Source organism: Bradyrhizobium sp. LA6.1, from assembly GCF_040547805.1.
Classification (GTDB): Bacteria; Pseudomonadota; Alphaproteobacteria; order Rhizobiales; family Xanthobacteraceae; genus Bradyrhizobium; species Bradyrhizobium barranii.
Genome location: NZ_JBEPQK010000002.1, coordinates 361174 through 387613 on the forward strand (window position 1 = coordinate 361174; position 26440 = coordinate 387613).

A 26440-nucleotide genomic window follows, 5' to 3' on the forward strand; every position below is an offset into this window, starting at 1 on the left:
TGGGGTTCATTCGCTACTCGCCGCTCCCTATTCGCCTATTTGCCCGCCTTCACCTCGGCCGCCGCCACGGCGATCAATTCGCTCATCTTGGCGCGAATTGCCTGCTCGGTGATGGCGACGTTCTTGGCGGCGAAATCGGCCATGACCTTGCGCAGGACGTCCGCATCGCCGGCCTCCTCGAAATCGGCCGCGACGACCTCCTTGGCGTAGGCGGTGGCGGCCTCGCCGGTGATGCCGAGCTTCTCGGCGGCCCAAAGGCCGAGCAGCCGGTTGCGGCGGGCTTCCGCCTTGAATTTCTGCTCCTCGTCGAGGGCGAATTTCTTCTCGAAGCCTTCCTCGCGCTTGTCCAAACTGCTCATGCTTTTCCAATTCCCTGCTGACTGGATCCGGTGGCCATCGTTGCGACGGCCCCGGCGCATGCCTAGATAGGGGGCACGAATCGGCAAAACAACGAGCCGTTAAGCCGCAGGCAAGACGGTATAAGTTGATGCCGGGCGGCCGGATCGATTGTGCTGGGACAGCCAATCGGATAGGTTGCCTGAAGGCTTGGTTCCCGTTCTGTTTCCAAGGGGTTATAGACGGGTTCCCAGCCGTTCACGGCAGCTCCGCTGTGGGTCGTAGCCTGGTAACCGGAGCACACCAAATACATGGATTTCAACAAAACACGGTACATCCCCATGAGCCGTCGGCGTCGTATTTATGAAGGCAAGGCAAAGGTTCTTTACGAAGGCCCGGAGCCCGGTACCCTGATCCAGCACTTCAAGGATGACGCCACCGCGTTCAATGCGAAAAAGCATCAGGTGATCGAGGGCAAGGGTGTCCTCAACAACCGGATCTCGGAGTACCTGTTTCAGCACCTCAACGACATCGGGGTGCCGACCCATTTCATCCGCCGCCTCAACATGCGCGAGCAGTTGATTCGCGAGGTCGAGATCGTGCCGCTGGAAGTGGTGGTGCGGAACGTTGCCGCCGGCTCGCTGTCGCAGCGCCTCGGCATCGAGGAGGGCACGCAGCTGCCCCGGTCGATCATCGAATTCTACTACAAGAACGACCAGCTCAACGACCCCATGGTGTCGGAAGAGCACATCACCGCCTTCGGCTGGGCCACCCCGCAGGAGATCGACGACATCATGGCGCTCGCCATCCGCGTCAACGATTTCCTCACCGGCCTCTTCCTCGGCATCGGCATTCGCCTCGTCGACTTCAAGATGGAGTGCGGCCGGCTGTTCGAAAACGAGATGATGCGGATCATCGTCGCCGACGAGATCTCGCCGGACAGCTGCCGTCTGTGGGACATCAAGTCGAACGAGAAGCTCGACAAGGACCGTTTCCGCAGGGATCTCGGTGGCCTGCTCGAGGCCTACACCGAAGTCGCAAAACGCCTCGGCATCCTCATGGAGAATGAGCGTCCGCAGGGCACTGGCCCGGTGCTGGTGAAGAGCTAAGAGGGATTTGACGTGAAGGCACGTGTTACCGTTACCCTGAAGACGGGGATCCTCGATCCGCAGGGCAAGGCCATCGAAGGCGCGCTGAAGTCGCTCGGCGTCGACGGCGTCGCCAGCGTCCGCCAGGGCAAGGTGTTCGACATCGAGCTTGCCGGCGCCGACAAGGCCAAGGCCGAAGCCGCGCTGAAGGAGGCCGCCGACAAGCTCTTGGCGAACACCGTGATCGAGAACTATCGCGTCGAGATCGTCTAACCCGCGCGGCGCTTCACAGCCATCCGACGCGGTGGAAGCGCCAGTACAATGCGAGGCAGGCGAGCGCCATCATCCCCATGACGACGAAATAGCTGTACTCCCATTGCAACTCGGGGATGTACTTGAAGTTCATCCCGTAGATGCCTGCGACTGCGGTGGGCACGGCGAGGATCGCGAGCCACGAGGCGAGCTTCTTGGAGACCGCGGTCTCCTGCGCCTGTCCGACCAGCAGGCTCGCCTCGAAGGCGAAGGCCAGCACCTCGCGCATGGAATCGATGCGCTCCTGGATGTTCCTGACGTGGTCGGTGACGTCGCGGAACAGCGGCTGCATCGTCGCACGCACCATCGCAAGCTCGTCATGCTCGAGGCGACGGCAGACTTCCACCAGCGGGCCGATCGCGGTCCTGAGCCGCAACAGGTCGCGGCGCAGCATGTAGAGCCGCTCGATCTGTGCCTTGCTGATCGGCTTGGAGAGCACGTCGTCCTCGATGCCCTCGACCTCCTCGTGGATGCTCTCCAGCACGGGCGAGTAGTTGTCGACGATGAAATCGAGGATGGCGTAGAGGATGTAGTCCTCGCCGCGCGCCAGCGCCCGTGGGCAGCTTTCGCAGCGTTCGCGCACCGGCGTGTAGGATGTCGAGGCGCCATGGCGCACCGAGACCAGATAGCCTTCGCCGACGAAGATGTGCGTCTCGCCGAAGGCGATCCGGCCCTCGAGCAGTTGCGCCGTTCGCGCCACGATGAACAGGGCCTCGCCATATTGCTCGATCTTCGGCCGTTGATGGGCGTTGTTGGCGTCCTCGATGGCAAGGTCGTGCAGGTCGAACTGCTTCTGCACGGCGCCGAGCAGCGCCATGTCAGGCTCGTGCAGCCCGATCCACACCACGTGGCCGGGCTTGGCCCGCCAGCTCGAAGCCTCGCTGATGGCGATATTGGCGACACGCCGGCCGTCGACATAGGCGCCGGCAGCGATGACGCCCTGAGTGGACACCGGTTCGGAGGGGGAGGCGGGCAGCGACGGGACGTTCATGGCGTCAATCCCGGGCAAGATCGTCAGGCAAAAGTGCCGTGGCTATGGCCTGTGTACAAGGCCGCCCGGCGAGGCTAGCACTGGTAAAATCCCCGTCAAATGGCTATGTCTCTTCACGATTTTGGCCCTCTTTGGCCAGCCCGATTCCCATCACCGTCGGAACCCGAACCATGAAAGCCGCCATCCTCGTCTTTCCCGGAATCAATCGCGAGCGCGACATGGCGCGCGCATTGAGGCTGATCTCCGGCAGCGAGCCCGCGATGGTCTGGCACGCCGAGACGTCTCTGCCCGCGGGCACCGACCTCGTCGTGGTGCCCGGCGGCTTCTCCTACGGCGATTATCTGCGCTGCGGTGCGATCGCGGCGCGGTCGCCGGTGATGGACGCGGTGCGAGACTACGCGGCCAAGGGCGGTCTCGTGCTCGGCGTCTGCAATGGTTTTCAGATCCTCTGCGAGTCCGGCCTGCTGCCCGGCGTCCTGATGCGCAACGCACGGCTGAAATTCATCTGTCACGACGTGCATCTGCGCGTCGAGCGTTCCGACACGCCGTTCACCCGCGGCTACAATGCGGGCCAGGTGATCCGCGTGCCGGTCGCACATGGCGAGGGCAATTACGAGGCGGACGAAGAGACCATCAAGCGGCTCGAAGGCGAGGGGCGGGTGCTCTATCGCTACTGCTCGGCCGACGGCGTGGTTGACGAGGCCCATAACATTAACGGCGCGGCGCAATCCATCGCCGGAATCGTCAACGACAGGGGCAACGTGCTCGGCATGATGCCGCACCCGGAGAACCACGTCGAAGACATCATGGGCTGCACCGATGGCCGCGGCCTGTTCGCCGGCCTCACTGCCCATCTGGAAAAGGCCGCGTGATCGCGTTCGTGGGGAAGCGGGCTCTTGCCGCGATCGCGGCGCTGTCGCTCGCGACATTTTCGCTCGCGACCGCCGCCTTCGCGCAGGATTTCCCCAAGCGCCCGCTCACGATGATCGTGCCGTTCGCGGCTGGCGGTACGTCGGACGTGATCGCGCGCACGGTCGCCGAGCAGATGGGCATCGCACTCGGCCAGACCATCGTGATCGAGAACGTCGCCGGCGCCGGCGGCTCGACCGCGCTGGCGCGCGCCTCCCGCGCCGAGCCTGACGGCTACACCATCGCGATTGGCAACGCCGGCACCAATGCCGCGACCTACACGATCTATCCAAAACTGCCGTTCACGCCTGAATCCTTCGTCCCGATCGCCATGGTCGCGAAGACGTTCGGCATCATCGCGCTGCGCAAGGATTTCCCGGCGAAGGACCTGAAAGAGTTCGTCGCCTACGCCAAGGCGAACCCCGGCAAGATCAATCTCGGCCACGCCGGTGTCGGCTCGTCGAATTACCTCATTTGCAAGAGCTTCGTGACGGCCGCCGGGATCGATGCGACGCTGGTCGGCTATCGCGGCGCGGCGCCTGCGCTCACCGACGCGGTCGGCAGCCAGATCGACGGCGTCTGCGACGCCGCAGCCTCCGTCTCGCAGTCGATCAACGAGAAGCTGGTGCGGGGGCTCGTGGTTGGCTCGACCGTGCGGCTGGCCACGCTGCCCGATCTGCCGACGTCTGCCGAGGCAGGCCTGCCGGACTTCGAGGCGCAGGGCTGGAACGGCCTGTTCGCGCCGAAGGGCACGCCGCAGGCCGTCATCGCCAAGTTGAATGCAGCCGCGCGCACCGCCGTGGAGACCGACGCGGTGAAGAAGCGTTTTGCGGATCTGTCGACCGTTGCGCCCGATCCCGACGAGCATACGCCCGACGTGCTCCAGAAGCTCGTGACGCGCGACGTCGAGAAGTACCGGAAGATGCTGGCGGACGACGCCAAGTAGCAGCCGCCCAAGTCATAGCAAGTCATAGCGGTTTTGGGCTTGCTGTCTCATGAACCTCAATCGCGTTTGAGACGACTGACTCCTCGTCGCCATCAAGGCGCGCGTGTCCGGGGTCGCTGATTTCCGCGCGGGTGAAAGCAACTCAAAGTTGTTTCGCCGCGCGAGTTGCGATATCAGGAAGCGTGCGCTGTCGTTGTGCTCCCGGATGTCACATGCCCGTCGCTTTGGTCGTTCTGCTGCTCGATATCACACTGATTTATCACGCGTCGCGAACCGGGCGGTTGCAGCCCTGGGCCTTCATCATCCTGATGGTGCCGCTGATCGGCGCGCTCGCCTACATCGCGGTCGAACTCGTCCCTGAATGGTTTTCCAGCCCCGGTGCGCGACAGGCGCGTCAGCGCGTTGCCAATCGGCTCGATCCGGAGAAGCGTTATCGCGAGCTGTGCGACCGGCTGGCGGCCACCGACACCATCGCCAACCGTGCGGCGCTGGCCGAGGAATGCGCAAAGGTCGGCCGCTTCAGCGAGGCCGAGCAGCATTACGGTCACATCCTGAGCCTGCCGATGGGCCACGACCCCGCTTATGCCTTCGGCAAGGCGCAAGCCGAGTTTTCCGCCAAACGTCCGGCCGATGCGCTGGCGACGCTGGACGATCTTCAGAAGCAATGGCCGGACTTCGATTCCGCCGACGCGCATCTGCTCTACGCCCGCGCGCTCGCCGAGGTCGGCCGGCTCGACGAGGCGCTGGAGGAATATCACGCCGTCGCCGGCTATTTCCCCGGCGCCGAGGCGCGGGTGCGCTACGGCATGCTGCTCCAGATGGTCGGCCGCAGCGCCGAGGCACGCGTGGTCTTCAACGAGCTCCTGATCCAGATGCGTCGCGCTCCGAAATATCTGCGCGACGCCCAGGCCGAGTGGCTCTCGATCGCCGAGAAGCAGATTTCGATCTGAACAGTCTTATTGTTTGAGCATGATCTTATTGGAAAACCACTGCGCACTTTTCCGGATCATGCTTTGCGCAGCTTGAACTTCTCCGCCGGCACCGTCATGGCGGCGACGCCGGCCATGACCAGCAGCAGGCCCAGCGCCAGGTTCGACGGCACGCTCTCGCCAAGCAGCAGCACAGACAATCCGACGCCGATCGGAATGCGCAGATAGCCTTGTGCGTTCGTGGTCAGCGTGCCGAGCCGGCCGAGGCAGACGTAGAACAGCATCAATCCCAGCGCGCTGGAGACGATGCCCATGACGATGGTGGCCACGATCGCCGTCGGCGTCGGGTGCAGCGTCCAGGGCTGGTCGATGATGAGCGCGGGCGGCAGCAGCACGAGGCCACCGAACAGCAGCGAGCCGGTTGCGACCACCATCGGATCGTATTCGGAGAGCCGCAGGCCAAAGATCGTCGCGCAGGCAAAGGAGATGGTGGCGAGCAGGATCGCGATCTCGGCAATGATCTCGCTGCCGAAGCCGCGCAGCGCATCGAGACCGACGATGGCGATGGTGCCGGCGAGACCCAGGATCGCGCCCGCGAGTTTCAAAAGCGTTGCCGGCTCATGCCGCGTGATCAGCGAGGTGATCAGGAAAGCGAAGATCGGCGTCGTCGAGGCCAGCACCACCGTGTTCGAGGCCGGGACATATTGCTGCGACCAGGTGATGATCAGGAACGGAAAGGTCGAGTTGATCAGCTGCTGGGTCGCAAACAGCTTCCAGGCCTTCACGTCGGTCGGCAGCTTGACGCCGCGCATCCACAGGATCGCGAACAGGAAGGCGAACGCGATCAGCGAGCGCGCCGAGATGAAGGTGATGGGCGGGATCGTGGGAAGCGCGAGCTTCGCCAGCGGATAGGTCGAGCTCCAGCAGCAGGCGAGCGCGAACAGCAGCGCATAGTCGCGCCAGTTACGGGCGCCGACGGCGGTCATGGATGGCAATGGCGCTGACGCGGAGGGCGCTGTGTGGCCCGATCCGGATGTGCTCTGCGGCACCTTGTTCTTGCTCCCCCGCGCAAAAGCGCTTTCAGCAAGTCTGGGCGAGGGGGCGCGAAAAGGGAAGGCGTCGAGCTATGCGTTTGGCTGGAGTGCGGGCTTCCGCTTCACCCGCTTGATCGTGCCGGAGAAGGTAAACAGCGGCCGCCCGGCCGAGGTCAGCTTGCCCCGCAGGAAAATCAGCGAGCCGCCGGCGCGGGACACTTCGCCGACGCATTCGACCAGCTCGCCCTCGCGGGCCGCGTCGAGGAAATCACAGGCGAAATTCGTCGTCACGGCCGGGCCATCCAGCTCATGGGTGGCGATCGCGAACAGGCAATAGTCGGCGAAGGCCATGAAGCATCCGCCATGGACGTTCCCGGAGCCGTTGAGGTGCTTTTTTTCGACCCGGAACGCCGAGCGGACGCTGCCGTCGTCCTCGATCTTGTGCCAGAACGGGCCGATATGGCTCTCAAAACTGTCGCGAATCCAGGTCCGCCAGCCCGTGAACTCGCCATCGGTGGCGACGTGCAGGTCCGGGCGGCGGGTGGAGGGGACTTTGGTCAATTCGTGCAAGGAAATGGGCCTTCAATTACGGGTCTTTAGTCCTTAAATCCGATCCGTCAGCGCCTTGCAATTCCCGTTCCCGCCGACCGCCTGCCCGCAAAACGTGGGACAGCGGGAAAATGCGCCATAAAGGGCTTTTCGTAGGCCCCCGATCTTCCTAAGAACGGCAAAACGCCGCCGAAAGCCCCGAATCCATGAAGAACGAACCCAAGATCACCCCCGAACTGGTTGCCGCCCACGGGCTCAAGCCCGACGAGTATGAGCGCATCCTGAAGCTGATCGGGCGGGAGCCGACCTTCACCGAGCTCGGCATCTTCTCGGCGATGTGGAACGAGCACTGCTCGTACAAATCCTCGCGCATCCATCTGCGCGGCCTGCCGACCAAGGCGCCCTGGGTGATCCAGGGCCCCGGCGAGAATGCCGGCGTGATCGACATCGGCGACGGCCAGGCCGTGGTCTTCAAGATGGAGAGCCACAACCACCCGAGCTATATCGAGCCATACCAGGGTGCGACCACCGGCGTCGGTGGCATTCTGCGCGACGTCTTCACCATGGGCGCGCGTCCGATCGCCTGCCTCAATGCGCTGAGCTTCGGCGCGCCCGAGCATGCCAGGACACGGCATCTCGTCTCCGGCGTCGTGGCCGGCGTCGGCGGCTACGGCAATTCCTTCGGCGTGCCGACGGTCGGCGGCCAGGTGCGCTTCCACACCCGCTATGACGGCAACATCCTCGTCAACGCGATGGCCGTGGGCCTCGCCGACGCCGACAAGATCTTCTATGCGGCCGCTTCCGGCGTGAACATGCCGATCGTCTATCTCGGCTCCAAGACCGGCCGCGATGGCATTCACGGTGCCTCGATGGCCTCGGCGGAGTTCGACGACAAGTCCGAGGAGAAGCGCCCGACCGTGCAGGTCGGCGATCCCTTCGCCGAAAAACTGCTGCTGGAAGCCTGCCTCGAGATCATGGAGAAGGGCTGCGTCATCGCGATCCAGGACATGGGCGCGGCGGGCCTGACCTGCTCTGCGGTCGAGATGGGCGCCAAGGGCGACCTCGGCGTCGACCTCGATCTCGACGCGGTGCCGACGCGCGAGACCGGCATGAGCGCCTACGAGATGATGCTCTCGGAAAGCCAGGAGCGCATGCTCATGGTGCTCAAGCCCGAGAAGGAAAAGGAAGCCGAGGCCATCTTCAAGAAGTGGGGCCTCGACTTTGCGGTCGTCGGCTACACCACGCCGAGCAAGCGTTTCGTCGTCAAGCATGGCGGCGACGTCATGGCCGACCTGCCGATCAAGGAGCTCGGTGACGAGGCGCCGCTCTACGACCGTCCGCACGTTCCCTCCGCCGCGCTGCCTGTGGTGCACGCGCGCGAGGTGCCGGCGCCGATGGGCGTCGGTGCCGCGCTGGAGAAGCTGATCGGCACGCCCGACATGTGCAGCAAGCGCTGGGTCTGGGAGCAATACGACCACGTCATCCTCGGCAACACCTTGCAGCGTCCCGGCGGCGATGCCGCCGTGGTGCGCGTGCAGGACGGGCCGAAGGGGCTGGCGCTGACCGTCGACGTCACGCCGCGCTATTGCGAGGCCGATCCGTTCGAGGGCGGCAAGCAGGCGGTGGCGGAAGCCTGGCGCAACATCACCGCAGTCGGCGGCAAGCCGCTCGCGATCACCGACAATCTCAATTTCGGCAATCCTGAACGGCCCGAGATCATGGGCCAGTTTGTCGGCTGCCTGAAGGGCATCTCGGAAGCCTGCCGCACGCTCGACTTCCCGGTCGTGTCCGGCAACGTCTCGCTCTACAACGAGACCAACGGCCGCGCGATCCTGCCGACACCTTCGATCGGCGGCGTTGGCCTGCTCGACGATTTCACCAAGTCCGCTTCGCTGGCCTTCAAGGCCGAGGGCGAGGCGATCCTCCTGGTCGGCGAGACCCACGGCTGGCTCGGCCAGTCGGTCTACCTGCGCGACATCTGCGGTCGCGAGGAGGGCGCGCCGCCGCCGGTCGACCTCGCCGCCGAGAAGCGCAACGGCGACTGCGTGCGCGGCATGATCCATGCGGGCACTGCGACCGCGGTGCACGATCTCTCCGACGGTGGCCTCCTGATCGCGCTCGCCGAGATGGCAATGGCCAGCGGCATCGGCGCAAGACTGCTGGCGGCGCCGGCGGCGCTCGTGCCGCAGGCCTATTGGTTCGGCGAGGACCAGGCGCGCTATCTCGTCACCGTGCCGGAAGCGGAAGCCGGCCGCGTGCTGGCCAAGATGCGCGGCTGCGAGGTGCCCTGCGTGCGCATTGGCACCACCGGCGGCGATGCGATCGCGATCGCGGGCGAGGCGCCGGTCGCGATCGATAGCCTGCGGAAATCGTTCGAGCGCTGGCTGCCGGAATATATGAGCGGGAAGGCGGCGTAAGGCGCCGCCACACACTCCGTCATTGCGAGGAGCAAAGCGACGAAGCAATCCAGACTGTCTCCGCGGAGAGACTCTGGGTTGTTTCGCTACGCTCGCAATGACAGGCGGAGAGACCTCGGCCTCACAAAACGTGCGACGCGCCCGGAATCTTCCGCAACATTGCCGTCAGTCCCCAGCTCAGCATCACCGTGAGCACGAAGCCGATCGCGGCCTTGAAGATCGCAGGCCACGAATAGTCGAACAGCACATACTGGATCCACAGCGCGATCGGGTAGTGGACCAGGAACATGCCGTAGGCGTCCGCCTGCATGCGGTCGAGCAGATTCGGCCCCGGCGACTTCTGGTGCAGGAAGAAGGCGAGGATCGCGAGCAGGATCGCAGCCGAGAACAGCACGACGAACGTGCCGTAGATCGCCTGATACCAGTCCGGCAGCACGTTGGGATTCCCGAGGATTGCGCGCTTGATGTAGATCATGCACCACATCAGGCAGTAGGGGACCAGCGTGGCGATCACCCACATCCATCGGTTCTTCGGCAACTGGCCCTCGGCGCTGAGGATACCGCGATCGAAGTTGGCGGCACCGACGCTGACGCCAATGAAGAAATAGGCGAAGTAGAGCAGGACGCGGCTCGCCTGCACCGAAAACGGTCCGAACTCGAACCATTTGTTGGCCCCGAAATGGACCAGCGCGGGCACGTAGACGACGGCAGTGACGACGGCGAGCAGCAGCCAGAACACGGCCGGCTGCTCAAATCCGCGCACCGAAACGCGGTTGACCGGATCGACCAGGTGGGTTGAGACCCGGTAGAGCAGGCTCGCGGTCAGGTCGAACGCCAGCAGCACCCACACGAACCAGATCGGCCCGCTCGGCCACGGCCCGACGGTGATCGTCTTCCACCAGAACGAAGCGAAGGTCAGCTCGGGATCGTGCCGCAGCGCGATCGCGTAATAGGCGATCGGGATGACCGTGAAGGCCGCGATCACGAACGGCAGCCCGAGCCGCAACAGGCGGTCGCGCAGGAAAACCTGTGGCGCCTTGCGCGCGATGCCGGACCACGTGAACAGTCCCGACAGGAAGAAGAACATCGCCATGAAGAAGCTGTCGGTGCAGAGCACGACGACGTCGAAGCCGATCCAGGACGCCGGGTCGGTGTGACCGAAATAGGTGTAGGGAATGACGGCGTGGTGCAGCAGCACCACCAGCGTGAGAAAGGTGCGGGTCCGATCGAGCGACAGATTGCGCGCCTTGGCTTTCGGCGCGGCGTGCGCCTCCGCGCCGATCGTCGCGGAATGTGACATCGTCATCATGGTCGCCCCGATTGCGCTCCAGCCCTGGCCGGACTGTGCCGCCGGGAACCGGATTCAGCAAGCGCAGTTTGTGCCGCGCCTTGCCCGCGGAGCGCCCTCAGGAACCAGTTCCGTGCAGCGAAGTTAGCGTTCGCGAATGGGTTGAGGGCCGCAAAACATGCGGCATTTTAGTCGGAGTTGGCGATGACGATCCTGAAATGGGCGCTGATCTTTCTCCTGGTCTCGATCGTGGCCGGCGTGCTCGGCTTCACCGGCCTCTCGGCCGCCTCGGCCGATGTCGCCCGCTTCCTGTTCTATATCTTCGTCGTGATCTTCCTGGTGCTGCTGATACTGGGGCTCACGATCTTCAGGGCGTAGCCGGGCTGCCGGTCGAATCGCGGGGGCCGGCCCTCAATTGCCTGCGAATGGCATGACGCGGGCCATCAGCTCGGCCAGGAACTCATCAGGACGATCGAACGGAATGAAATGATCGCCGCCGCGAACCCACACAAATTCCTTATGCGGGGCCGTGATCTCCTTGAAATATTGCTCGGCGGGTTCGCCCGGCGTCACGCCGTCCGCGTCGCCCTCAATGAAGAACATGGGGATCGAAGATCTGAATCCCATCGAGACCATGTCGCTCTGAAACATCGGCCCGTTCCGTCCGGTCAGATATTTGGCCGAGAAGGCGACTCCCTTGCGCCAGTTGTACAAGTCGAGCAGCGAGACATCCGGCATGAAGAGCGGCGGGATGGGGCCGGCGAACTGGAAGCCACCGGCGGGCGGCAAACCCAGCGCGTTGCTCCATTTGTCCGCAATCAGGCGATTTTCCGGGGTGAGGGTCGGCTGTGAAGCGACCGGCGCCAATTCCGCCAGGGCTTCACGATTGTTGGCGGATGCCGCAAGCCGTTGCAGGCGCGCGATCGTGAGCTCGAATGCCTTCTCGAAGGTCGTCCTGCCAACCACCTGGCCCGTGCCGACATAGGCCGAGAACAGATCCGGGCGTTGCTTCACCATGTGAATTCCCAGGAACGAGCCCCACGAATGCCCGACCAGGACGATCCTGTCCTTGTGCAGATGCGTGCGCAGATGCTCGGCCAGCTCGACGCCGTCCTGCGTCATGCGCTCCAGTGTCATGGTTGGTGCCAGCGTGTCTCCGGTGGCGCCATACGTGCGGCCGGTGCCTCGCTGGTCCCATTGCACGATGGTGAAGTGCTTTTCCCAAGGGCGCCAACCCGACGACATTGGCCAGCTGGAGCCTCCGGGCCCGCCGTGGACGAACAGGAGGACCGGGTTATCCCGATCCTCGCCGCGGATTTGAATCCATTGCTTGATTCCGCCGATGTCGACGAACCCTCCTTCCTGCACGCCCTTCGGTGATCGGATCGCGAGGGTTTCGGCGGCAAGATGCTGGCGATAAGCGCGAAAACCCAGTCCGGCGGCGGCCACCACGATGATGATACCGGCCACGCCCAGCAACGAGACCCCAATCAGTCTTGCGGCTTTGCGCGGCATCTTGAGCCTTGTGTCGACGGAGAGGAAGCGACCTGCAATCGCCCCGGCGCGGTGAGCCTATCCCACTTCCTCGATCTTCACCTTGTCCGGATAGAAGGCCAGATGGCCGGAAATCTCCGTCATCGCGGGGAAGGGCGTCTCGTAGGTCCAGATCGCGTTGTCGAGCGTCTTGCCGTCGGCCTTGACGCTGTAATAGCTCGCGTCCCCTTTGTAGGGGCAATGGGTGACGCGGTCGGTGCGCTCCAGCAGCGCCATGTTGGCGTCCTCCCGCGGCACATATTGCACCGCCGGATATTTCGCCTCCTTCAAGATCAGCGCCTTGCTGGTCTCGGCGATCACGATGTCGCCGGCCGTGACGCGGACGCGTCGGGGATTTTGGGTAATGGTGATGGGGTGGTCGGGCCCTGGAAGCTTCATGATTTCACGCCTTTTCGATCAATCTTGCGCGCGCGGCACTTTGTCGTGCCTTTATCCGGATGGGATCAGGGATATAGTGCCGGAATGCGTGACGTAGAAGGCCGTTCACGCTAAGTTTGGCCCTGCCGGTCCGGGGACCCCGGCAAGCGATTCGAAGCCGAGACAGGAGCAAGACCCGAATGCCCATGGACGCCCACGATATCGAGGCGATGATCAAGGCAGCGATCCCCGATGCCGAGGTGACGATCCGTGACCTCGCCGGCGATGGCGACCACTATGCCGCGACCGTGATCTCGGAATCCTTCCGCGGCAAGTCCCGCGTCCAGCAGCACCAGATCGTCTATCAGTCCCTGCAGGGCCAGATGGGCGGCGTGCTGCATGCGCTGGCGCTGCAAACCGGGGTACCGGGGGCCTGATCTGATCGCGCGACGGGGGGATGACGATGGCTGCGGACAATCCTCGCGGCGCGATGTTTCGCGTCATCGCTCCGAACCAGCACAGCCGCGTCACCAATGCCGAGCTGTTCTTCGACCTCGTCTTCGTCTTCGCCGTCACGCAGGTCTCGCACACGCTGCTGCACCATTTCACCCCGCTCGGCGCGGTGCACGTCACGGTGCTGTTCCTCGCGGTGTGGTGGGTGTGGGTCTACACCGCCTGGGTCACCAACTGGCTCAATCCCGAGCTGACCCCGGTCCGCATCCTGATCTTCCTGATGATGCTGGGCGGCCTCGTGCTGTCGACCACGATCCCGACCGCGTTCGAGGGGCGGGGTCTGTGGTTCGCGATCGCCTACGCGACCATGCAGGTCGGACGCACCGCCTTCTGGCTGTTCGCGACCCCGCGCCATCGAACGGCCGTCCGGCACAACGCGATCCGCATTCTGGTCTGGCTCTCTGGCTCCGCGATCTTCTGGATCCTCGGCGGTCTCGCCCATGACGAAGCGCGGCTGTGGTTCTGGATCGCGGCGCTCGCGATCGAATACGTCTCGCCCGCGGTGCGCTTCTGGGTCCCGAAGCTCGGCTTCTCGTCGGTGGAGGCCTGGGCCGTCGAGGGCGGCCACATGGCCGAGCGCTGCGCCGGCTTCATCATCATCGCACTCGGTGAAGCCGTCGTCGTCAACGGCGCCACCTTTGCCGAACTGGACTGGACCGCGGACAACATCCTGGCCTTCGTCTCGGCGCTGGCCGGGGCCATCGCGATGTGGTGGGTCTATTTCCACAAGGGCGCGGAGGCCGGCTCCGAGCGGCTCTCGACATCCACCGAATCCGGCCGGCTGGCACGGATGGCCTATACCTATCTGCACATGCCGATCGTCGCCGGCATCATCCTGACCGCGGTGTCGGACGAGCTGGTGCTGAAGCATCCGACCGGCCATTCCGATATCAGGACCATCGTGAGCACGGTCGGTGGTCCCTTGGTGTTCCTGGTCGGCACCATCCTGTTCAAGCACGCGATCCGCGGCTTCCTCCAGCTCTCCCACGGCATCGGCATCATCTTGCTACTGGTGCTGTGGTGGTTCGCCGCCGATCTCTCGCCGCTCTGGCTGTCGGTCGCGTCGACCGTGATCATGATCGTGGTCGCGGTCTGGGAGTCGTTGTCGCTGGGGTCGAAGCCGGAGGAGGCAGAGGCGCATTGAGCTCCGGCCGCACATGTCCTCGTAGAGCTGTCTGAGCGCACGCCTCGTCCTTCGAGACGACCGCTGCGCGGTCTCCTCAGGATGAGGCTAATCGGCATAGGCGCCCGTTGAAACTGTTGCCGCGCGCTCCGTCCTCATCCTGAGGAGCCCGCCGAAGGCGGGCGTCTCGAAGGATGTGCCGCAGGAAACCGCTCTCAGATTCAACGGAGCACTTACTCCGCCGCCTCCAGCGCGTGCACCGAAAACATCTTCGCCGCGTCCGTCCAGCTTTCGCGCACCTGCCAGCCCGCGCCCTGCGCCAGCGCAGCAAAACGCTCGAGGCTGTATTTGTAGCTGTTCTCGGTGTGGATGCTCTCGCCGGGACGGAACGAGAAGCTGGTGCCGAGCAGGCGCACGGTCTGGCTCTTCTTGCTGATGAGATGCATCTCGATCCGGTGCCGCTCGCGGTTGTAGATCGCGCGATGGGTGAAGGCGGACAGGTCGAAATTGCCGCCGAGCTCGCGGTTGATGCGCACGAGCACATTGAGGTTGAAGCGGGCGGTGACGCCGGCGGCATCATTGTAGGCGTCGTGGAGGACGCGCTCTTCCTTCTCGAGGTCGGCACCGATGATCATCTGCGCGCCCTTGCCCAGGATCTTGCGGGCGCTCTTCAGGAAGGCCTGCGCCTCATGCGGCTCGAAATTTCCGATGGTCGAGCCGGGGAAGAAGCCGACCTTGGGCATCGACGCGACGGCCTTGGGCAACTCGAACGGCGTGGTGAAGTCGGCCGCCACCGGATAGATGCCGAGCGTCGGGAAGTCTCGCTTCAGGCCGTTCGCCTGCGCCTTCAGGAAGTCGCCGGAGATGTCCACGGGCACATAGGCCGCGAACTTGCAGTGATCGAGCAGCAGGCGGACTTTCGTGGTTGCTCCAGCGCCGAACTCGACCAGCGCCGCATGCTGCGGAATGATCTTCGCGATCTCGCTGCCGCGCTCCTTCAGGATCGCAAGCTCGGTGCGCGTCGGGTAATATTCCGGCAGGCGCGTGATTGCCTCGAACAGCTCCGAGCCGGTCGCGTCGTAGAAATATTTCGGCGACAGCTTTTTCGGCTGCTGCGAGAGGTCCTCGATGGCCTCGCGGGCGAAGGCGGTGGTCTGCTCGTCGGGGAGATGGGCTTCGGCCAAAGCGCTGGCGTGCACATTCATGATACTCTCCTGAACGCGCTGTCCGGCGCGCATTTATCGTCGGATGAAAACTAGACGTAATCGGCGAGCCGCAGTCCGGTGAACTGCCAGCGATGGTGCGGATAGAAGAAATTGCGATAGGTAATACGGCTGTGGCCCTCGGGAGTTGCAAGCGAGGAGCCGCGCAGCACCAGTTGGTTGATCATGAACTTGCCGTTGTACTCCCCGAGCGCGCCTTCGATGGCGCGGTAGCCGGGGTAGGGCGAATATGAAGAACGCGTCCACTGCCAGACGATGCCGAAGGCGTCGTTGAGCTGGCCGGCACGCGCAGCAACCTCCCATTCCATCTCGGTCGGCAGATGCTTTCCGGCCCAGCGCGCAAACGCATCGGCCTCGTAATAGCTGACGTGGCAGACCGGCGCGTCCAGATCGACCGGCTTGAGGCCGGCGAGCGTCATCGTGTGCCACTGGCCGTCGATCTCGCGCCAATGGCCGGGGGCGTCCCAGCCTTCGTTGTTGACGGTGGCAAAGCCGTCCATCAGCCACAGCGTTGCGGTCCGGTAGCCACCGTCGCGCATGAAGGCGAGCCACTCGGCGTTGGTGACGAGGTTGCGTGCGACCCTGACCGGACCGACGAGGGCGCGATGCGCCGGCTTCTCGTTGTCGAAATGAAAACTGTCGTCGACATGACCGACGGTGTGGATACCCTCGTTCAGCGTCAGCCAATCCTCCCCCGCGCGTGTCGAAGCCGGGAAGCGCCAGTCCGGATCATAGGCCGGCGGGATCGGGTTCTGCGCGAAGGCATGCAGGATGTCGGTGAACATCAATTCCTGATGCTGCTGCTCGTGATTGAGCCCGACCTCGACGAGCGGCGCGATCTCGCGAAGCTTGTCCGGGCCGACCTCGCGGAAGAATTTGACGACAGCCGCATCGACATATGTTCGATAAGCGCCGACCTGATCGGCGCTGGGGCGGGTGATGTCGCCGCGGTGATTGCGGGAATGACGCGGGCCGGCGCTGACGTAATAGGAATTGAACAGGAAAGCGAAATCAGGGTGGAAGGGCCGGTAGCCGGGACAGTGCTCGCCGAGCAGGAATTGCTCCCAGAACCAGGTGGTATGGGCCCGATGCCATTTCGTGGGGCTCGCATCCGGCATGGATTGAATCTGCTGGTCTTCGGGCGACAGCGGCGCGGCCCGGCGCTCGGTCTCGTTGCGGACGGCGAGAAATGCCTCTTCCAGCCCCTGGGCGAGGCCGCGCGGGTCGGCCGACGGTGACGAAAGCGGCGGGGTGGCCGTAGCCGAGGCTGATTTCGTCACGTTTTTCTCCAGACAGGACAAGAGAACGTTGTTGGCGTTGCCCGGTTCCAAAACCTGGGTTCGTCCTAGATAGGGGCTCCGTTACGGTATGAAAGTCCTCCCCGGCGATGATATTCGTGGCATCATGTAATGGGGCCGGCGTGGCCTGGACCGGCCGCCCAAGGGGTGTTCAAGGGCTGTTCGCCGCCATTTTACTTTGGATGCACAACGGTTTGGGCTACATATATAGGCAGGTATCGGGTTAAATCGGCTGGGCCGGCCCGAGGGAATCGTTGAGGGCTCCGCCCCGGAAGGACATGGATATGAGCATCGAGGAATTCATCGCCAACGAAGTGAAGTCGAACGACGTGGTTCTGTTTATGAAGGGTACGCCGCAATTTCCGCAGTGCGGTTTCTCCGGCCAGGTCGTCCAGATCCTCGACCACATCGGCGTTGGTTATAAGGGCCTCAACGTCCTCGAATCCGCCGAACTGCGTAACGGCATCAAGGAATATTCGAACTGGCCGACCATTCCGCAGCTCTATGTGAAGGGCGAGTTCGTCGGCGGCTGCGACATCATCCGTGAGATGTTCCAGGCCGGTGAACTGCAGCAGCTCTTCTCCGAGAAGGGCGTCGCCGTCGCGGCCTGATCGTGTGACCCAGCTGACGCGCCGCATTGGCGGCGCCGAGCTCGAGGTTATCGTCGCTGACATCACGACACTCGGCGTTGACGCCATCGTCAACGCCGCAAATTCGTCTCTCCTTGGCGGAGGCGGCGTTGATGGCGCAATCCACGACGCTGCCGGTCCCGAGCTTCTGGCCGAGTGCCGGACGCTCGGGGGATGTCCGACCGGCGATGCCAAGATCACGAAGGGCTACCGTCTGCCCGCGCGACATGTGATCCACGCAGTCGGCCCCGTCTGGCACGGCGGCAGCCGCGGCGAGGCGGATTCGCTGCGTTCCTGTTATCGCCGTGCGCTTGAGCTCTCCCAGGCCAATAGACTGAACTCTCTAGCCTTCTCCGCGATCTCGACCGGGGTATATCGCTTTCCGGCCGACCAGGCCGCGAAGATTGCGGTCCACACGACCATTGAAGCCCTGCCGGCTGCGCCGCTGGTCACCCGCGTCATATTCTGTTGTTTCTCGGAGACAAGCGCCGCGCTCCACACGGACGTTCTGGCGCGGTACGGCAGCCCTTGTGCCTGATGACGTGGTCAGTACACTCCGCTCGGCCACCTTCCGGGGAGGGGATATGAATTCACATTTCGGACTGCGTGCGTTGATTTGCGGCGCACTGGTGTCGCTGGGTGCGATGTCGCTCGCGCGCGCCGAAGGCACCTACGAGATTCCGGCCGGCGCGCATTTCAATCAGGACAAGCTCGCCAAGGTCAGCGAGTTCTTCAAGAACGAGGTCGCGACCGGCAAGATCGCCGGCGCCACCGTGCTGATCAAGCAGCACGGCAAGCCGGTCTACCACGAAGCCTTCGGCGTGCAGGACGTGGTGAGCAAGGCGCCGATCACGGACAAGACCATCTTCCGCCTGTTCTCGATGAGCAAGGCGATCACCTCCGTCGTTGCGGTGCAGTTGATCGAGGACGGCAAGATCAAGCTCGACGATCCCGTCTCGAAATACATTCCGTCCTTCGCCAATGTGAAGGTCGGCGTCGAGAAGAAGGCCGACGACGGCACCAAGTCGCTCGAACTCGTGCCTCTGAGCCGGCCGATGACGGTGAAGGATCTGATGACGCACACGTCTGGCGTCACCTATGGCTTCTACGGCGACAGCCTGGTCCGCAAGGCCTATCGCGACGCCAAGATCTACGACGGCGATTTCGATCTCGCCGAGTTCGCCGAGCGCATCGCAAAACTGCCGCTGCACAACCAGCCGGGCGCGCTGTGGCAATACGGCCATTCCACCGACATTCTGGCGCGAGTCATGGAGGTCGCAACCGGCAAGCCGCTGCTCGAGATCGAGCGGGAGAAGCTGCTCGATCCGCTCGGCATGGTCGACACCGGCTTCTTCGTCACCGCGCCCGAGAAGCAGAAGCTTCTGGCGCAGCCGGTGCCGAATGACGCCGATTTTCGTGTCGGCCGGATCAATGATCCGACGCTTGTCAAAAAAATTCAATTCGCCAGCGGCGGCATGGTTACGACCATGGCGGACTATGAGCGCTTTGCGCAGATGCTGCTCAATGGCGGCAGCCTCGACGGCAAGACCATCCTCAAGCCCGAGACGTTCAAGCTGATGGTGACTGACCAGGTCGGCCCGACCTCGGGGGTCAGTCGCGACTATTTCTATTTCCCCGGCGACGGGTTCGGCTTCGGCCTCGGCCTTGCGGTCCGCACCGATCCCGGCAACGCCAAGCCACCGCCGCCCGGCGATCTCGGGGAATTGAAGTGGGACGGCGCCTCCGGTTGCTATTTCGTCATCGACCCCAAGCAGGACATGTTCTTCGTGCTGCTGGAACAGACCCCGACCGAGCGCCAGCGCGTGCAGCGGACATTGAAGCAGTTGGTCTATGAAGCCATGGAGAATTGACATGTTCGGGCGCCGCGCGCTGATTGCGGCGCTCGTTCTTTTGTTCGGTGCAGTTGGTGCGCAAGCGGGCTCCGAAGGGCGCGCCCACACTTTCTCGCCAGAAGGTTTGGCAAAGGTTTCCGACTACATCAGGAGCGAGGTCGCAGCCGGCACCTTTCCGGGCGCGATCCTGCTGCTCCAGCAGCACGGCAAGCCGGTCTATTACGAGAATTTCGGCGTCCGCGATGTCACCACCGAGATCTCGATGAGCGCGGACACGATCTTCCGGCTCTATTCAATGTCGAAGCCGGTCACGACAGTTATGGCGATGATGCTGGTCGAGGAGGGCAAGCTCTCGCTCGACGATCCCGTCGCAAAGTACATTCCGGCCTTTGGCGCGATGAAGGTCGGTGTCGAGACGAAGGCCGAGGACGGCAAGGCTGCGCTGGCGCTGGAGCCGCTCAGTCGCCCCGTGACGATCAAGGATTTGATGCGCCACACTGCCGGGCTGCCCTACGGCTATTATGGCGGGGGCTTGGTGAACAAGCTCTATGCCGACGCCGGTCTCTTCGACAACAAAGCTTTGACCAACGCCGAACTCGTCGCGAAGATCACCACGCTTCCGCTCGCCGAACAGCCCGGCACGAACTGGGACTATGGCCACTCCACGGACGTGCTCGGCCGCATCGTCGAGGTCATATCGGGGAAATCGCTGTTCGCGTTCGAGAAGGAGCGGCTGCTCGATCCGCTCGGGATGACGGACACCGCATACTATGTCGCCGATCCTGCCAAGTGGCCGCGCATCGCCGAGCCGATGCCGCAGGATCGCGCGATCAGTCCGATGACGCAGGTCCGCGATATCAGGAAACCGCTGAGGTGGGAGTCGGGCGGCGGCGGTCTTGTTGGTACGGTCGGTGACTACGCGCGCTTCTCGCAGATGCTGCTCAACGGCGGCAGCTATGAAGGCCGGCGCTATCTCAAGCCGGAGACCATCGCGCTGATGGCGTCGGATCATATCGGCCCCGGGACGAAGATCGCGCGCGATCAGAATTATTATCCGGGCGGAAGCTCCGGCTTCGGCCTCGGTTTCGCGGTGCGCACCTCGGTGCCATCAGGGACATCGTGGCCGCTTGGCGAATATCGCTGGGACGGCGTCGGCGGCACCTTCTTCTTCGTCGATCCCGAAGACGATCTGTTCGGGATCTTCATGGTGCAGACCCCCTCGCAGCGCGGGCGCATTCAGCTCGCACTGAAGACGCTGATCTATCAGGCGATGGGGCGGTAGCTAGCCGCCTTCGTAGCCCGGATGGAGCCAACGGGTCGGCGCGAAGCGCCGCCCGATGACAGGCTCCGCGCAATCCGGGAAAATCTTTCCGCGAGGCGAGGACCCCGGATTTTGCTGCGCTCCATCCGGGCTACGGACTTACGCCCCGCGCACGATCTCTCTGACGTACCCGATCGTTTCCTCGACCTGGGCTGCATTGACGTCGAGATGGGTGCAGGCGCGGATACGGCCGTCCATCATCGCGAGCGTCACGCCGCGCTGGCGTAGTGCGGCGACCAACTTGTCGCCGGCAATTCCGGCGCCATCAGGCTTGAAGAACACGAGATTGGTCTCGGGCTCCTGCACCTCGACGCCTGCGATCTGCGACAGCCCGCGGGCGAGCGCGCGCGCATTGGCGTGGTCGTCGGCGAGGCGATCGACGTGATGGTCGAGTGCGTAGATGCAGGCGGCCGCGCAGACGCCGGCCTGCCGCATCGAGCCGCCGAGGCGCTGCTTCCACTGCCAGACCGCGTCGATGAAGGCGCGCGAGCCCGCCAGCACGCCGCCGATCGGCGCGCCCAGGCCTTTGGAGAAATCGATCCACGCCGAATCCCACCCCGCCGTCATGTCGCGCGGGGAGATGCCGCTTGCGACGGTGGCGTTGAGCAGACGCGCACCGTCCATGTGGGTGACGAGGCCGTGCTGCTTGGCGATCGCGACGATCCCGTCGAGCGCTGCCTTCTTCCAGATCGTGCCGCCGCCGATATTGGCGGTCTGCTCGACGCTGACGACGGTCTGCGGCGGCTGGTAGCGCGTCCGCGGATGCAGTGCCTTGCGAAAGGTCTCCGGCGTGAACTGGCCGTCGGGTCCCTTGAGCTGGGTCACCTGGAAGCCGCCGATCGCGGCATGCGCGCCGCCCTCGCGGGCGATGATGTGCGCGCTCTCGTGGGCGAGGATCTCGTCGCCGGGACGGCAATGCACCAGCGTCGCGGTGACGTTGCACATCGTGCCTGAGGGCATGTAGACCGCGGCTTCCTTGCCGAGCAGCGCGGCGACGCGCTCGCACAGTGCGTTCACGGTCGGATCGTCGCCGACCTGCTCGTCGCCGACCTCCGCCCGCGCCATCGCCTCGCGCATCGCAGCCGTCGGCTTGGTCTGCGTGTCCGAAAGCAGATTGATGCGCACCGGCGGCGCCTTGGGATCGATCGGGGGAGGGGTATAGAGCATCAACTTGCTCCCTGAGGGGAATGGCACTCGCTCGCGGTCAGCGAGCTCTGGGTGGACGCCGGGCGGCGTGACGAAACCGCATAATAACGATTTCTGTCTAGGTCACACGATAATCGATCAGATAGGGATAAGGGTTGACCGGCAAGCGACGGACGTATGCACGCGTAGTCGTTCGACCTGCGTGGGGGTAGGTCTCTAGCAATGCTATGAGAGCGACAATGCGGCCGCGCACGTGGCCTGTGCCTTGGGGCGAGTGCGCCTCGATGTAGGTCAGAATTTGGTCGATTTGGGCGAGCGCCCGCTTCGTATAGCGGACCTTCACAGGCCGTGCTTAGCCCACATCGCGCGGACTTCGTCGGCGCTGGCCAGCTCGCCGCGGGCGATTTCGGCTTCGGCCTCGGCGAGATCTGCCTCTTCCGCCGCCGTCAGCTGGATTGGTGGCTGATCGACCCCGGCAAGCTCAAGCAGGGTCCGCGCCAGTTCGTCCTGCTCTGATTCGGGCAGGCCGGAAACTTTGCTGAAGGCCTCTTCCAGAAGATGAGTCATGCTCAACTCCGCGATGTGCAATCATAGCACAGATGGCCTGAGACATGGGAATCGCCGGCTCAAACAAAAAGGCCCCGGTGAACCGGGGCCTTTGAATGTCGTTCTGCCGAACTGTTAGCGCGAATAGAATTCGACGACCAGATGCGGCTCCATCTGCACCGGGAACGGCACGTCGGAGAGGCCGGGGATGCGCACATACTTGGCGGTCATCTTGCCGTGGTCGACTTCGAGATAGTCGGGGGTGTCGCGCTCGGGGAGCTGGCTGGCTTCGAGCACGTGGGCGAGCTGCTTGGAGGCTTCCTTGACCTCGATCACGTCGCCGATCTTGAGCTGGTAGCTCGAGATGTTCACCTTGCGGCCGTTCACCTTGACGTGGCCGTGGTTGATGAACTGGCGCGCGGCGAAGATCGTGGAGACGAACTTGGCGCGGTACACGACCGCGTCGAGACGACGCTCCAGGAGACCGATCAGGTTCTCGCCGGTGTCACCCTTGAGGCGGCTCGCCTCGACATAGATGCCGTGGAACTGACGCTCGGAAATGTTGGCGTAGTAGCCCTTCAGCTTCTGCTTGGCGCGCAGCTGCACGCCGAAGTCGGAGAGCTTGCCCTTGCGGCGCTGGCCGTGCTGGCCGGGGCCGTACTCGCGGCGGTTGACGGGGCTCTTCGGGCGGCCCCAGATGTTCTGGCCCATACGGCGATCGAGTTTGTACTTCGCCTCACTGCGCTTAGTCATCGCGTCCTCTTCAGGTACATGGTTTGAGGAAACGCGCCCTCCTGTGTGACGGGCTGGGCCCGGCACTGACAGGTCCGATCCCCAAAGCTTAAGGGAGGAGGACCACGGGTCGCGAAACGCTTCGCGGGCCGAAATCGGCCCGCGAGCAGGCGGCTTTTAGGTGAGTTTGGGCCGTTCTGTCAATGCGAATAGCCCCGAAATCATGTCCGGACCGCCCGGATCGGCTTCGGCCCGGCCGCGCGCAATTCGGCAGCGATTTCAGTGTTCAGGACCTGTTCCAGCCGGGTCAGGACCCGGGCAATGGGGGCGGCGTCGGTCACCCGGTGGTCCCAGCGGATCACGACATGGATGGTCTGGTCGCCCTCGACCACCCCATAGCTGACGATGAACGGGCCCGGCGTGATGGGATGGAGCTCGCCACCGCCATAGGCGGCCACTGAGCTCACGGCAAAACTGCCGAACCAATTGCCGCGCTGTCGGCCGAAATTCAGCCCGACCGCCCAGCACAGCCGCCGCAGCGGCAGCGGCAGGCGGGTGGCCCGCATGATCTTGCGGAACATCGGGATATCGTCGATCGGGGCCGTCTTGGCACGCCGGATTTCGGCGTCCACCGCGGCCAGCGCCATGGCTTCGGGAGCCGCGATTCGCTGCGGCATCACGCATTCCTCGCCGTCTTGGACCCGGGCGATCGCCACCGACGCCACGCTATTGGGCAGCTCGTAGAGCATCGGCCAAGGCCATTTGGCGTAGACAGTGCGCAGGACCGGCTCGTCCCTGGCGACCAGGGCAAAGGCCTTGACGAACATTGCGGCCCAGCCGGAGGGCGCCATCGCTCCGGCACGCGCCTCCAGCAGGGGGCGGATATTGAGGGGGCGGGAGAGCGAGACGAACGGCACGTCCATCGACGCCCGCATGAGGTCGCAAATCAGGCGGCGCGGCAGCGAAATGGTCTTTGACGTCCCGCGCATGGGTCTTTCGGTTCCTGCGGACTAAAATATGTGCAGCGAGCGGGTGGCCCGCTCGCCGCGTGCTCTAGCACGAACCAACCCGCCTGACGCCGGTCGGTTCGCCGCATCAGGGCGCCGGCGAGGCCAGCGGCTTGGTTTTGTCGACGATGTAAACCCCGAGTACTTTCATGGCCTTGTCGCCATGAGCCTTGGCGTCGTGCACGACGCCTGCCGGGATCTGGTAGGAATCCCCGGCTTTCAGGGTTTTCTCCGGCTGGCCGTCGATCAGGAGATTCAGCTCGCCTTCGAGCACGTAGCCGGTCTCGACCCCAGGATGGGTATGGCGTCCGGCCGCGCCGCCCGCCGGGACCTCTGCGATGGCGGTGACGGTGTTGTAACCGTCGGGAAATTCGACCTTCTGCAGCGGGGTCCGCTTGATGCCGGTCTGCTGGGCGAAGGCCGCAACGGCGAGGCTGGTGAAGGCGAGAGCGAGCAAAGTCTTTTTGAGCATGGTTCTTCCTCCCTGGAACCGCCGACCCTAGCAGCGCCGCAGTTCCCGGCAAGGCCGCGATCGGCTCGTTCAGCGCTTGATCCCCTCGAACGCCGCCATGATGCCGCGCTGGAACAGCGACCAGTCGAAACCCAGCGCGATCGCGCGGTAGCCGCGGTCGACCAGGGCGTTGGCCTGGTCTGCGGTGCGGGCCACGCCGCCGATCGGCACGCCGCTCTTGAGGATGCCGGCCTCGGCGCGGGCGACCAGCTCCAGCAATTCCGGATCGTCCATCTGGCCACGCTTGTTGATGGACGTCGCGAGATCGCCGGGGCCGATCACCGCCACGTCGATGCCCGGCGTCGCCATGATCTCGTCGATGCGATTGACGGCCTCGACATGCTCGATGGTGATCATGCAGATCATCTCGTCGTCGGCGCTGGCCATGTAGTCCGGCATCGACTGGCCCCAGCGGAACGGCGCGTGGAACGGACCCCAGAGACGATCGCCGCGCGGCGGATAGCGCACGCTGCGCACCGCCTTCTCGGCTTCAGCGCGATTGGTGATCATCGGGAAATTGATGCCGAAGGCGCCGATGTCCATCGGCGCTTTCGCAAGCCACGGCTCGTTCGCCGCGATCCGCACCAGGGGCGTGCACGGCGTGCCTGTGGTCGCGGCGATCATCGCATGCGCTTCGGTCAAGCCAATCGGGCCATGCTCGAGATCGACGATGATCCAGTCGAGCGAGCGCGCCATGATCTGCACGGTCTGCACGCTCGGGATCGTCGCGATCGCGCCGAAGGCGGGGCGCCCCTCGCTCCACAATTGGCGGAGGCGATTGAGCGGCGTTGCGGGGACCGGCATGGGGATGAACCTGCGAAGATGGCGACGGCGAAGCCTAGCAGCGCGCCGTCGAGGCGCAAGGTCAGGCCAGCGCGCGGCCGCCGAAGAACGGCGTCAGCGTGGCCGAAAGACCATGCACGCGGTTCGAGGTGAAGATCATCTCGGCGCCGGACTGCGCGATGCCGCCGATTTGCGTGCCGAGCAGGTCGGAGACGCGGCGGGCGATGGCGGGCGCGGGGTCGATCCATTCGACCGGCCAGGGCGCGAGCGTCTTCATCCGGTCGAGCAGCAGCGGATAGTGCGTGCAGGCTAGCACCACGGTGTCCGTGCGCGATGTCGCGTCCGCGGGATCACCGACGAAGCAGGGGGCGAGTTCGGCGAGGATGTCGCCGTCGCTGATCGGATGGCCGCTGAGCGCGGCTTCTGCCAGCGAGGCGAGCTCGGGCGAGCCGACCAATGTCACCTCGCAACCCAGCGCGAAATCGCGGATCAGCGCCTTGGTGTATTCGCGCTTCACCGTGCCCTTGGTGCCGAGCACCGAGACGCGGCGGGTCTTCGACTGCGCGCAGGCGGGCTTGATCGCCGGCACGGTGCCGACGAAGGGCAGGGAATAAGCGGCGCGCAAGTGAGATAGGACCAGGGTGGACGCCGTGTTGCAGGCGATGACGATGAGGTCAGGATCGTGGGTGCCAATCAGTTCGCCCATCAGCGGCACGACGCGGGCGATGATCTCGTCCTCGCTGTGGTGGCCATAGGGGAAGAAGGCATCGTCGGCGACATAGACGAAATGCGCGTCCGGGCGCGCAGCCACGACCTCGCGGAGCACCGTGAGTCCGCCAAGGCCGGAATCGAACACCAGGATCGTCGGGGAATAGGTCACGTCGCTACCTTAAGGGCACCATGGTTACCATTCGGTTTTTGGGGCGGTTTTGCGGCGGGGCCCGCTTGGGACCAATTTGGAACGATTCAATTTCACGGTTGCCGCAAGTTCCCGCTATCAGCAGCTGCGCTGCGGACGGGGACATATCCGCAAAACTCCGGAGAG

30 protein-coding genes are annotated in these 26440 nt (G+C 64.2%); 13 read left to right on the forward strand and 17 right to left on the reverse strand.

What is annotated here, in order from left to right:
* Nucleotides 1–35 precede the first annotated feature (35 nt).
* A complete protein-coding gene (locus tag ABIB99_RS05255; RefSeq protein ID WP_014494124.1) occupies nt 36–359 on the reverse strand; it encodes a DUF1476 domain-containing protein in 324 nt (107 codons plus the stop codon).
* A gap of 318 nt (nt 360–677) precedes the next feature.
* Between ABIB99_RS05255 and purC the strand changes: the two genes are divergently transcribed.
* Entirely contained in the window at nt 678–1445 is a 768-nt protein-coding gene (gene purC / locus ABIB99_RS05260) for a phosphoribosylaminoimidazolesuccinocarboxamide synthase (protein WP_172782948.1), read from the forward strand.
* Nucleotides 1446–1457: 12 nt separating this feature from the next.
* The gene (purS, locus tag ABIB99_RS05265; RefSeq protein ID WP_014494125.1) at nt 1458–1697 is read left to right on the forward strand and encodes a phosphoribosylformylglycinamidine synthase subunit PurS; all 240 of its coding nucleotides are present in this window, start codon (nt 1458–1460) and stop codon (nt 1695–1697) included.
* A 13-nt stretch (nt 1698–1710) separates the two neighbouring features.
* On the opposite strand, the gene ABIB99_RS05270 is transcribed toward purS, so the two are convergent.
* Nucleotides 1711–2727: a magnesium and cobalt transport protein CorA gene (locus ABIB99_RS05270; protein ID WP_354174993.1), complete on the reverse strand. Its 1017-nt coding sequence runs from the start codon at nt 2725–2727 to the stop codon at nt 1711–1713.
* A gap of 170 nt (nt 2728–2897) precedes the next feature.
* Here ABIB99_RS05270 and purQ point away from each other — a divergent pair, with 170 nt between their 5' ends.
* The 3 genes from purQ to ABIB99_RS05285 all read left to right on the forward strand — a co-directional run bounded on the left by purQ (nt 2898) and on the right by ABIB99_RS05285 (nt 5532).
* Entirely contained in the window at nt 2898–3599 is a 702-nt protein-coding gene (purQ, locus tag ABIB99_RS05275; protein ID WP_135215410.1) for a phosphoribosylformylglycinamidine synthase subunit PurQ, read from the forward strand.
* A complete protein-coding gene (locus ABIB99_RS05280; protein WP_354174994.1) occupies nt 3596–4582 on the forward strand; it encodes a tripartite tricarboxylate transporter substrate binding protein BugD in 987 nt (328 codons plus the stop codon). Before purQ ends, ABIB99_RS05280 begins: the two co-directional genes overlap by 4 nt.
* Nucleotides 4583–4794: 212 nt before the next feature.
* On the forward strand, nt 4795–5532 hold the full coding sequence (locus ABIB99_RS05285) for a tetratricopeptide repeat protein (RefSeq protein WP_354174995.1): 738 nt from the start codon (nt 4795–4797) through the stop codon (nt 5530–5532).
* Nucleotides 5533–5588: 56 nt separating this feature from the next.
* Here ABIB99_RS05285 and ABIB99_RS05290 read toward each other — a convergent pair whose 3' ends face one another.
* Both ABIB99_RS05290 and ABIB99_RS05295 read right to left on the reverse strand, forming a co-directional pair.
* Nucleotides 5589–6560, reverse strand: a complete 972-nt coding sequence (locus ABIB99_RS05290) for a DMT family transporter (RefSeq protein WP_071912387.1) — start codon at nt 6558–6560, stop codon at nt 5589–5591.
* 75 nt (nt 6561–6635) lie between these two features.
* Nucleotides 6636–7115 (reverse strand): PaaI family thioesterase, encoded by a 480-nt coding sequence (locus tag ABIB99_RS05295; protein WP_028147494.1) that lies wholly within the window; start codon nt 7113–7115, stop codon nt 6636–6638.
* Between the two features lie 185 nt (nt 7116–7300).
* Between ABIB99_RS05295 and purL the strand changes: the two genes are divergently transcribed.
* Entirely contained in the window at nt 7301–9511 is a 2211-nt protein-coding gene (purL, locus tag ABIB99_RS05300; RefSeq protein WP_354174996.1) for a phosphoribosylformylglycinamidine synthase subunit PurL, read from the forward strand.
* 121 nt (nt 9512–9632) lie between these two features.
* Here purL and ABIB99_RS05305 read toward each other — a convergent pair whose 3' ends face one another.
* Entirely contained in the window at nt 9633–10820 is a 1188-nt protein-coding gene (locus ABIB99_RS05305) for an acyltransferase family protein (protein ID WP_354174997.1), read from the reverse strand.
* A 183-nt stretch (nt 10821–11003) separates the two neighbouring features.
* On the opposite strand from ABIB99_RS05305, the gene ABIB99_RS05310 reads away from it, so the two are divergent.
* Nucleotides 11004–11177, forward strand: coding sequence for a DUF1328 domain-containing protein (locus ABIB99_RS05310; RefSeq protein WP_028158427.1), 174 nt, complete (start codon nt 11004–11006; stop codon nt 11175–11177).
* A 33-nt stretch (nt 11178–11210) separates the two neighbouring features.
* On the opposite strand, the gene ABIB99_RS05315 is transcribed toward ABIB99_RS05310, so the two are convergent.
* Nucleotides 11211–12314 (reverse strand): alpha/beta fold hydrolase, encoded by a 1104-nt coding sequence (locus tag ABIB99_RS05315; RefSeq protein WP_354174998.1) that lies wholly within the window; start codon nt 12312–12314, stop codon nt 11211–11213.
* Nucleotides 12315–12371: 57 nt separating this feature from the next.
* Complete coding sequence (locus tag ABIB99_RS05320; protein ID WP_014494138.1) at nt 12372–12731, reverse strand: DUF427 domain-containing protein; 360 nt, start codon at nt 12729–12731, stop codon at nt 12372–12374.
* 179 nt (nt 12732–12910) lie between these two features.
* Here ABIB99_RS05320 and ABIB99_RS05325 point away from each other — a divergent pair, with 179 nt between their 5' ends.
* Together ABIB99_RS05325 and ABIB99_RS05330 are read left to right on the forward strand one after the other, a co-directional pair.
* Nucleotides 12911–13147 (forward strand): BolA/IbaG family iron-sulfur metabolism protein, encoded by a 237-nt coding sequence (locus ABIB99_RS05325; RefSeq protein ID WP_028147489.1) that lies wholly within the window; start codon nt 12911–12913, stop codon nt 13145–13147.
* Between the two features lie 26 nt (nt 13148–13173).
* Nucleotides 13174–14367, forward strand: coding sequence for a low temperature requirement protein A (locus ABIB99_RS05330; RefSeq protein WP_354174999.1), 1194 nt, complete (start codon nt 13174–13176; stop codon nt 14365–14367).
* Between the two features lie 212 nt (nt 14368–14579).
* On the opposite strand, the gene egtD is transcribed toward ABIB99_RS05330, so the two are convergent.
* Both egtD and egtB read right to left on the reverse strand, forming a co-directional pair.
* Nucleotides 14580–15551 (reverse strand): L-histidine N(alpha)-methyltransferase, encoded by a 972-nt coding sequence (gene egtD / locus ABIB99_RS05335; RefSeq protein ID WP_063982369.1) that lies wholly within the window; start codon nt 15549–15551, stop codon nt 14580–14582.
* 50 nt (nt 15552–15601) lie between these two features.
* Nucleotides 15602–16900, reverse strand: a complete 1299-nt coding sequence (gene egtB / locus ABIB99_RS05340) for an ergothioneine biosynthesis protein EgtB (RefSeq protein ID WP_354175000.1) — start codon at nt 16898–16900, stop codon at nt 15602–15604.
* A gap of 251 nt (nt 16901–17151) precedes the next feature.
* Between egtB and grxD the strand changes: the two genes are divergently transcribed.
* Genes grxD through ABIB99_RS05360 form a run of 4 tightly spaced genes read left to right on the forward strand, consistent with a single transcriptional unit; the run spans nt 17152 to nt 20631 of the window.
* The gene (gene grxD / locus ABIB99_RS05345) at nt 17152–17478 is read left to right on the forward strand and encodes a Grx4 family monothiol glutaredoxin (protein ID WP_028147485.1); all 327 of its coding nucleotides are present in this window, start codon (nt 17152–17154) and stop codon (nt 17476–17478) included.
* A gap of 4 nt (nt 17479–17482) precedes the next feature.
* A complete protein-coding gene (locus ABIB99_RS05350) occupies nt 17483–18034 on the forward strand; it encodes an O-acetyl-ADP-ribose deacetylase (protein ID WP_354175001.1) in 552 nt (183 codons plus the stop codon).
* 46 nt (nt 18035–18080) lie between these two features.
* Nucleotides 18081–19367, forward strand: coding sequence for a serine hydrolase domain-containing protein (locus ABIB99_RS05355; protein ID WP_354175002.1), 1287 nt, complete (start codon nt 18081–18083; stop codon nt 19365–19367).
* 1 nt (nt 19368) lies between these two features.
* Nucleotides 19369–20631, forward strand: a complete 1263-nt coding sequence (locus ABIB99_RS05360; RefSeq protein ID WP_354175003.1) for a serine hydrolase domain-containing protein — start codon at nt 19369–19371, stop codon at nt 20629–20631.
* Nucleotides 20632–20769: 138 nt separating this feature from the next.
* Here ABIB99_RS05360 and ABIB99_RS05365 read toward each other — a convergent pair whose 3' ends face one another.
* From ABIB99_RS05365 to murI, 8 genes are all read right to left on the reverse strand, one after another.
* Entirely contained in the window at nt 20770–21837 is a 1068-nt protein-coding gene (locus ABIB99_RS05365) for a threonine aldolase family protein (protein WP_354175004.1), read from the reverse strand.
* A gap of 97 nt (nt 21838–21934) precedes the next feature.
* Complete coding sequence (locus ABIB99_RS05370) at nt 21935–22159, reverse strand: type II toxin-antitoxin system RelE/ParE family toxin (RefSeq protein ID WP_354175005.1); 225 nt, start codon at nt 22157–22159, stop codon at nt 21935–21937.
* Nucleotides 22156–22383 carry a hypothetical protein gene (locus ABIB99_RS05375; RefSeq protein WP_354175006.1) on the reverse strand — a complete coding sequence of 76 codons (228 nt, stop codon included), beginning with the start codon at nt 22381–22383 and terminating at the stop codon, nt 22156–22158. The genes ABIB99_RS05370 and ABIB99_RS05375 overlap by 4 nt, the downstream gene beginning before the upstream one ends.
* Before the next feature lie 114 nt (nt 22384–22497).
* Nucleotides 22498–23115: a 30S ribosomal protein S4 gene (gene rpsD, locus ABIB99_RS05380; RefSeq protein ID WP_071912408.1), complete on the reverse strand. Its 618-nt coding sequence runs from the start codon at nt 23113–23115 to the stop codon at nt 22498–22500.
* Nucleotides 23116–23315: 200 nt separating this feature from the next.
* Nucleotides 23316–24083 (reverse strand): acyltransferase, encoded by a 768-nt coding sequence (locus ABIB99_RS05385; protein ID WP_354175007.1) that lies wholly within the window; start codon nt 24081–24083, stop codon nt 23316–23318.
* Nucleotides 24084–24189: 106 nt separating this feature from the next.
* The gene (locus ABIB99_RS05390; protein WP_085404308.1) at nt 24190–24573 is read right to left on the reverse strand and encodes a cupin domain-containing protein; all 384 of its coding nucleotides are present in this window, start codon (nt 24571–24573) and stop codon (nt 24190–24192) included.
* A gap of 69 nt (nt 24574–24642) precedes the next feature.
* Nucleotides 24643–25416 (reverse strand): HpcH/HpaI aldolase family protein, encoded by a 774-nt coding sequence (locus ABIB99_RS05395; protein ID WP_208072069.1) that lies wholly within the window; start codon nt 25414–25416, stop codon nt 24643–24645.
* Nucleotides 25417–25477: 61 nt separating this feature from the next.
* Nucleotides 25478–26275 (reverse strand): glutamate racemase, encoded by a 798-nt coding sequence (murI, locus tag ABIB99_RS05400; RefSeq protein ID WP_354175008.1) that lies wholly within the window; start codon nt 26273–26275, stop codon nt 25478–25480.
* Nucleotides 26276–26440: the final 165 nt, after the last annotated feature.

Coding starts and splice junctions, on each gene's coding strand:
- ABIB99_RS05255 (WP_014494124.1), bottom strand. CDS start 359: ATGAGCAGTTTGGACAAGCGCGAGGAAGGCTTCGAGAAGAAATTCGCC.
- purC (WP_172782948.1), top strand. CDS start 678: ATGAGCCGTCGGCGTCGTATTTATGAAGGCAAGGCAAAGGTTCTTTAC.
- ABIB99_RS05270 (WP_354174993.1), bottom strand. CDS start 2,727: ATGAACGTCCCGTCGCTGCCCGCCTCCCCCTCCGAACCGGTGTCCACT.
- purQ (WP_135215410.1), top strand. CDS start 2,898: ATGAAAGCCGCCATCCTCGTCTTTCCCGGAATCAATCGCGAGCGCGAC.
- ABIB99_RS05285 (WP_354174995.1), top strand. CDS start 4,795: ATGCCCGTCGCTTTGGTCGTTCTGCTGCTCGATATCACACTGATTTAT.
- purL (WP_354174996.1), top strand. CDS start 7,301: ATGAAGAACGAACCCAAGATCACCCCCGAACTGGTTGCCGCCCACGGG.
- ABIB99_RS05305 (WP_354174997.1), bottom strand. CDS start 10,820: ATGATGACGATGTCACATTCCGCGACGATCGGCGCGGAGGCGCACGCC.
- ABIB99_RS05310 (WP_028158427.1), top strand. CDS start 11,004: ATGACGATCCTGAAATGGGCGCTGATCTTTCTCCTGGTCTCGATCGTG.
- ABIB99_RS05315 (WP_354174998.1), bottom strand. CDS start 12,314: ATGCCGCGCAAAGCCGCAAGACTGATTGGGGTCTCGTTGCTGGGCGTG.
- ABIB99_RS05320 (WP_014494138.1), bottom strand. CDS start 12,731: ATGAAGCTTCCAGGGCCCGACCACCCCATCACCATTACCCAAAATCCC.
- ABIB99_RS05325 (WP_028147489.1), top strand. CDS start 12,911: ATGCCCATGGACGCCCACGATATCGAGGCGATGATCAAGGCAGCGATC.
- ABIB99_RS05330 (WP_354174999.1), top strand. CDS start 13,174: ATGGCTGCGGACAATCCTCGCGGCGCGATGTTTCGCGTCATCGCTCCG.
- egtD (WP_063982369.1), bottom strand. CDS start 15,551: ATGAATGTGCACGCCAGCGCTTTGGCCGAAGCCCATCTCCCCGACGAG.
- grxD (WP_028147485.1), top strand. CDS start 17,152: ATGAGCATCGAGGAATTCATCGCCAACGAAGTGAAGTCGAACGACGTG.
- ABIB99_RS05355 (WP_354175002.1), top strand. CDS start 18,081: ATGAATTCACATTTCGGACTGCGTGCGTTGATTTGCGGCGCACTGGTG.
- ABIB99_RS05360 (WP_354175003.1), top strand. CDS start 19,369: ATGTTCGGGCGCCGCGCGCTGATTGCGGCGCTCGTTCTTTTGTTCGGT.
- ABIB99_RS05365 (WP_354175004.1), bottom strand. CDS start 21,837: ATGCTCTATACCCCTCCCCCGATCGATCCCAAGGCGCCGCCGGTGCGC.
- ABIB99_RS05375 (WP_354175006.1), bottom strand. CDS start 22,383: ATGACTCATCTTCTGGAAGAGGCCTTCAGCAAAGTTTCCGGCCTGCCC.
- rpsD (WP_071912408.1), bottom strand. CDS start 23,115: ATGACTAAGCGCAGTGAGGCGAAGTACAAACTCGATCGCCGTATGGGC.
- ABIB99_RS05385 (WP_354175007.1), bottom strand. CDS start 24,083: ATGCGCGGGACGTCAAAGACCATTTCGCTGCCGCGCCGCCTGATTTGC.
- ABIB99_RS05390 (WP_085404308.1), bottom strand. CDS start 24,573: ATGCTCAAAAAGACTTTGCTCGCTCTCGCCTTCACCAGCCTCGCCGTT.
- ABIB99_RS05395 (WP_208072069.1), bottom strand. CDS start 25,416: ATGCCGGTCCCCGCAACGCCGCTCAATCGCCTCCGCCAATTGTGGAGC.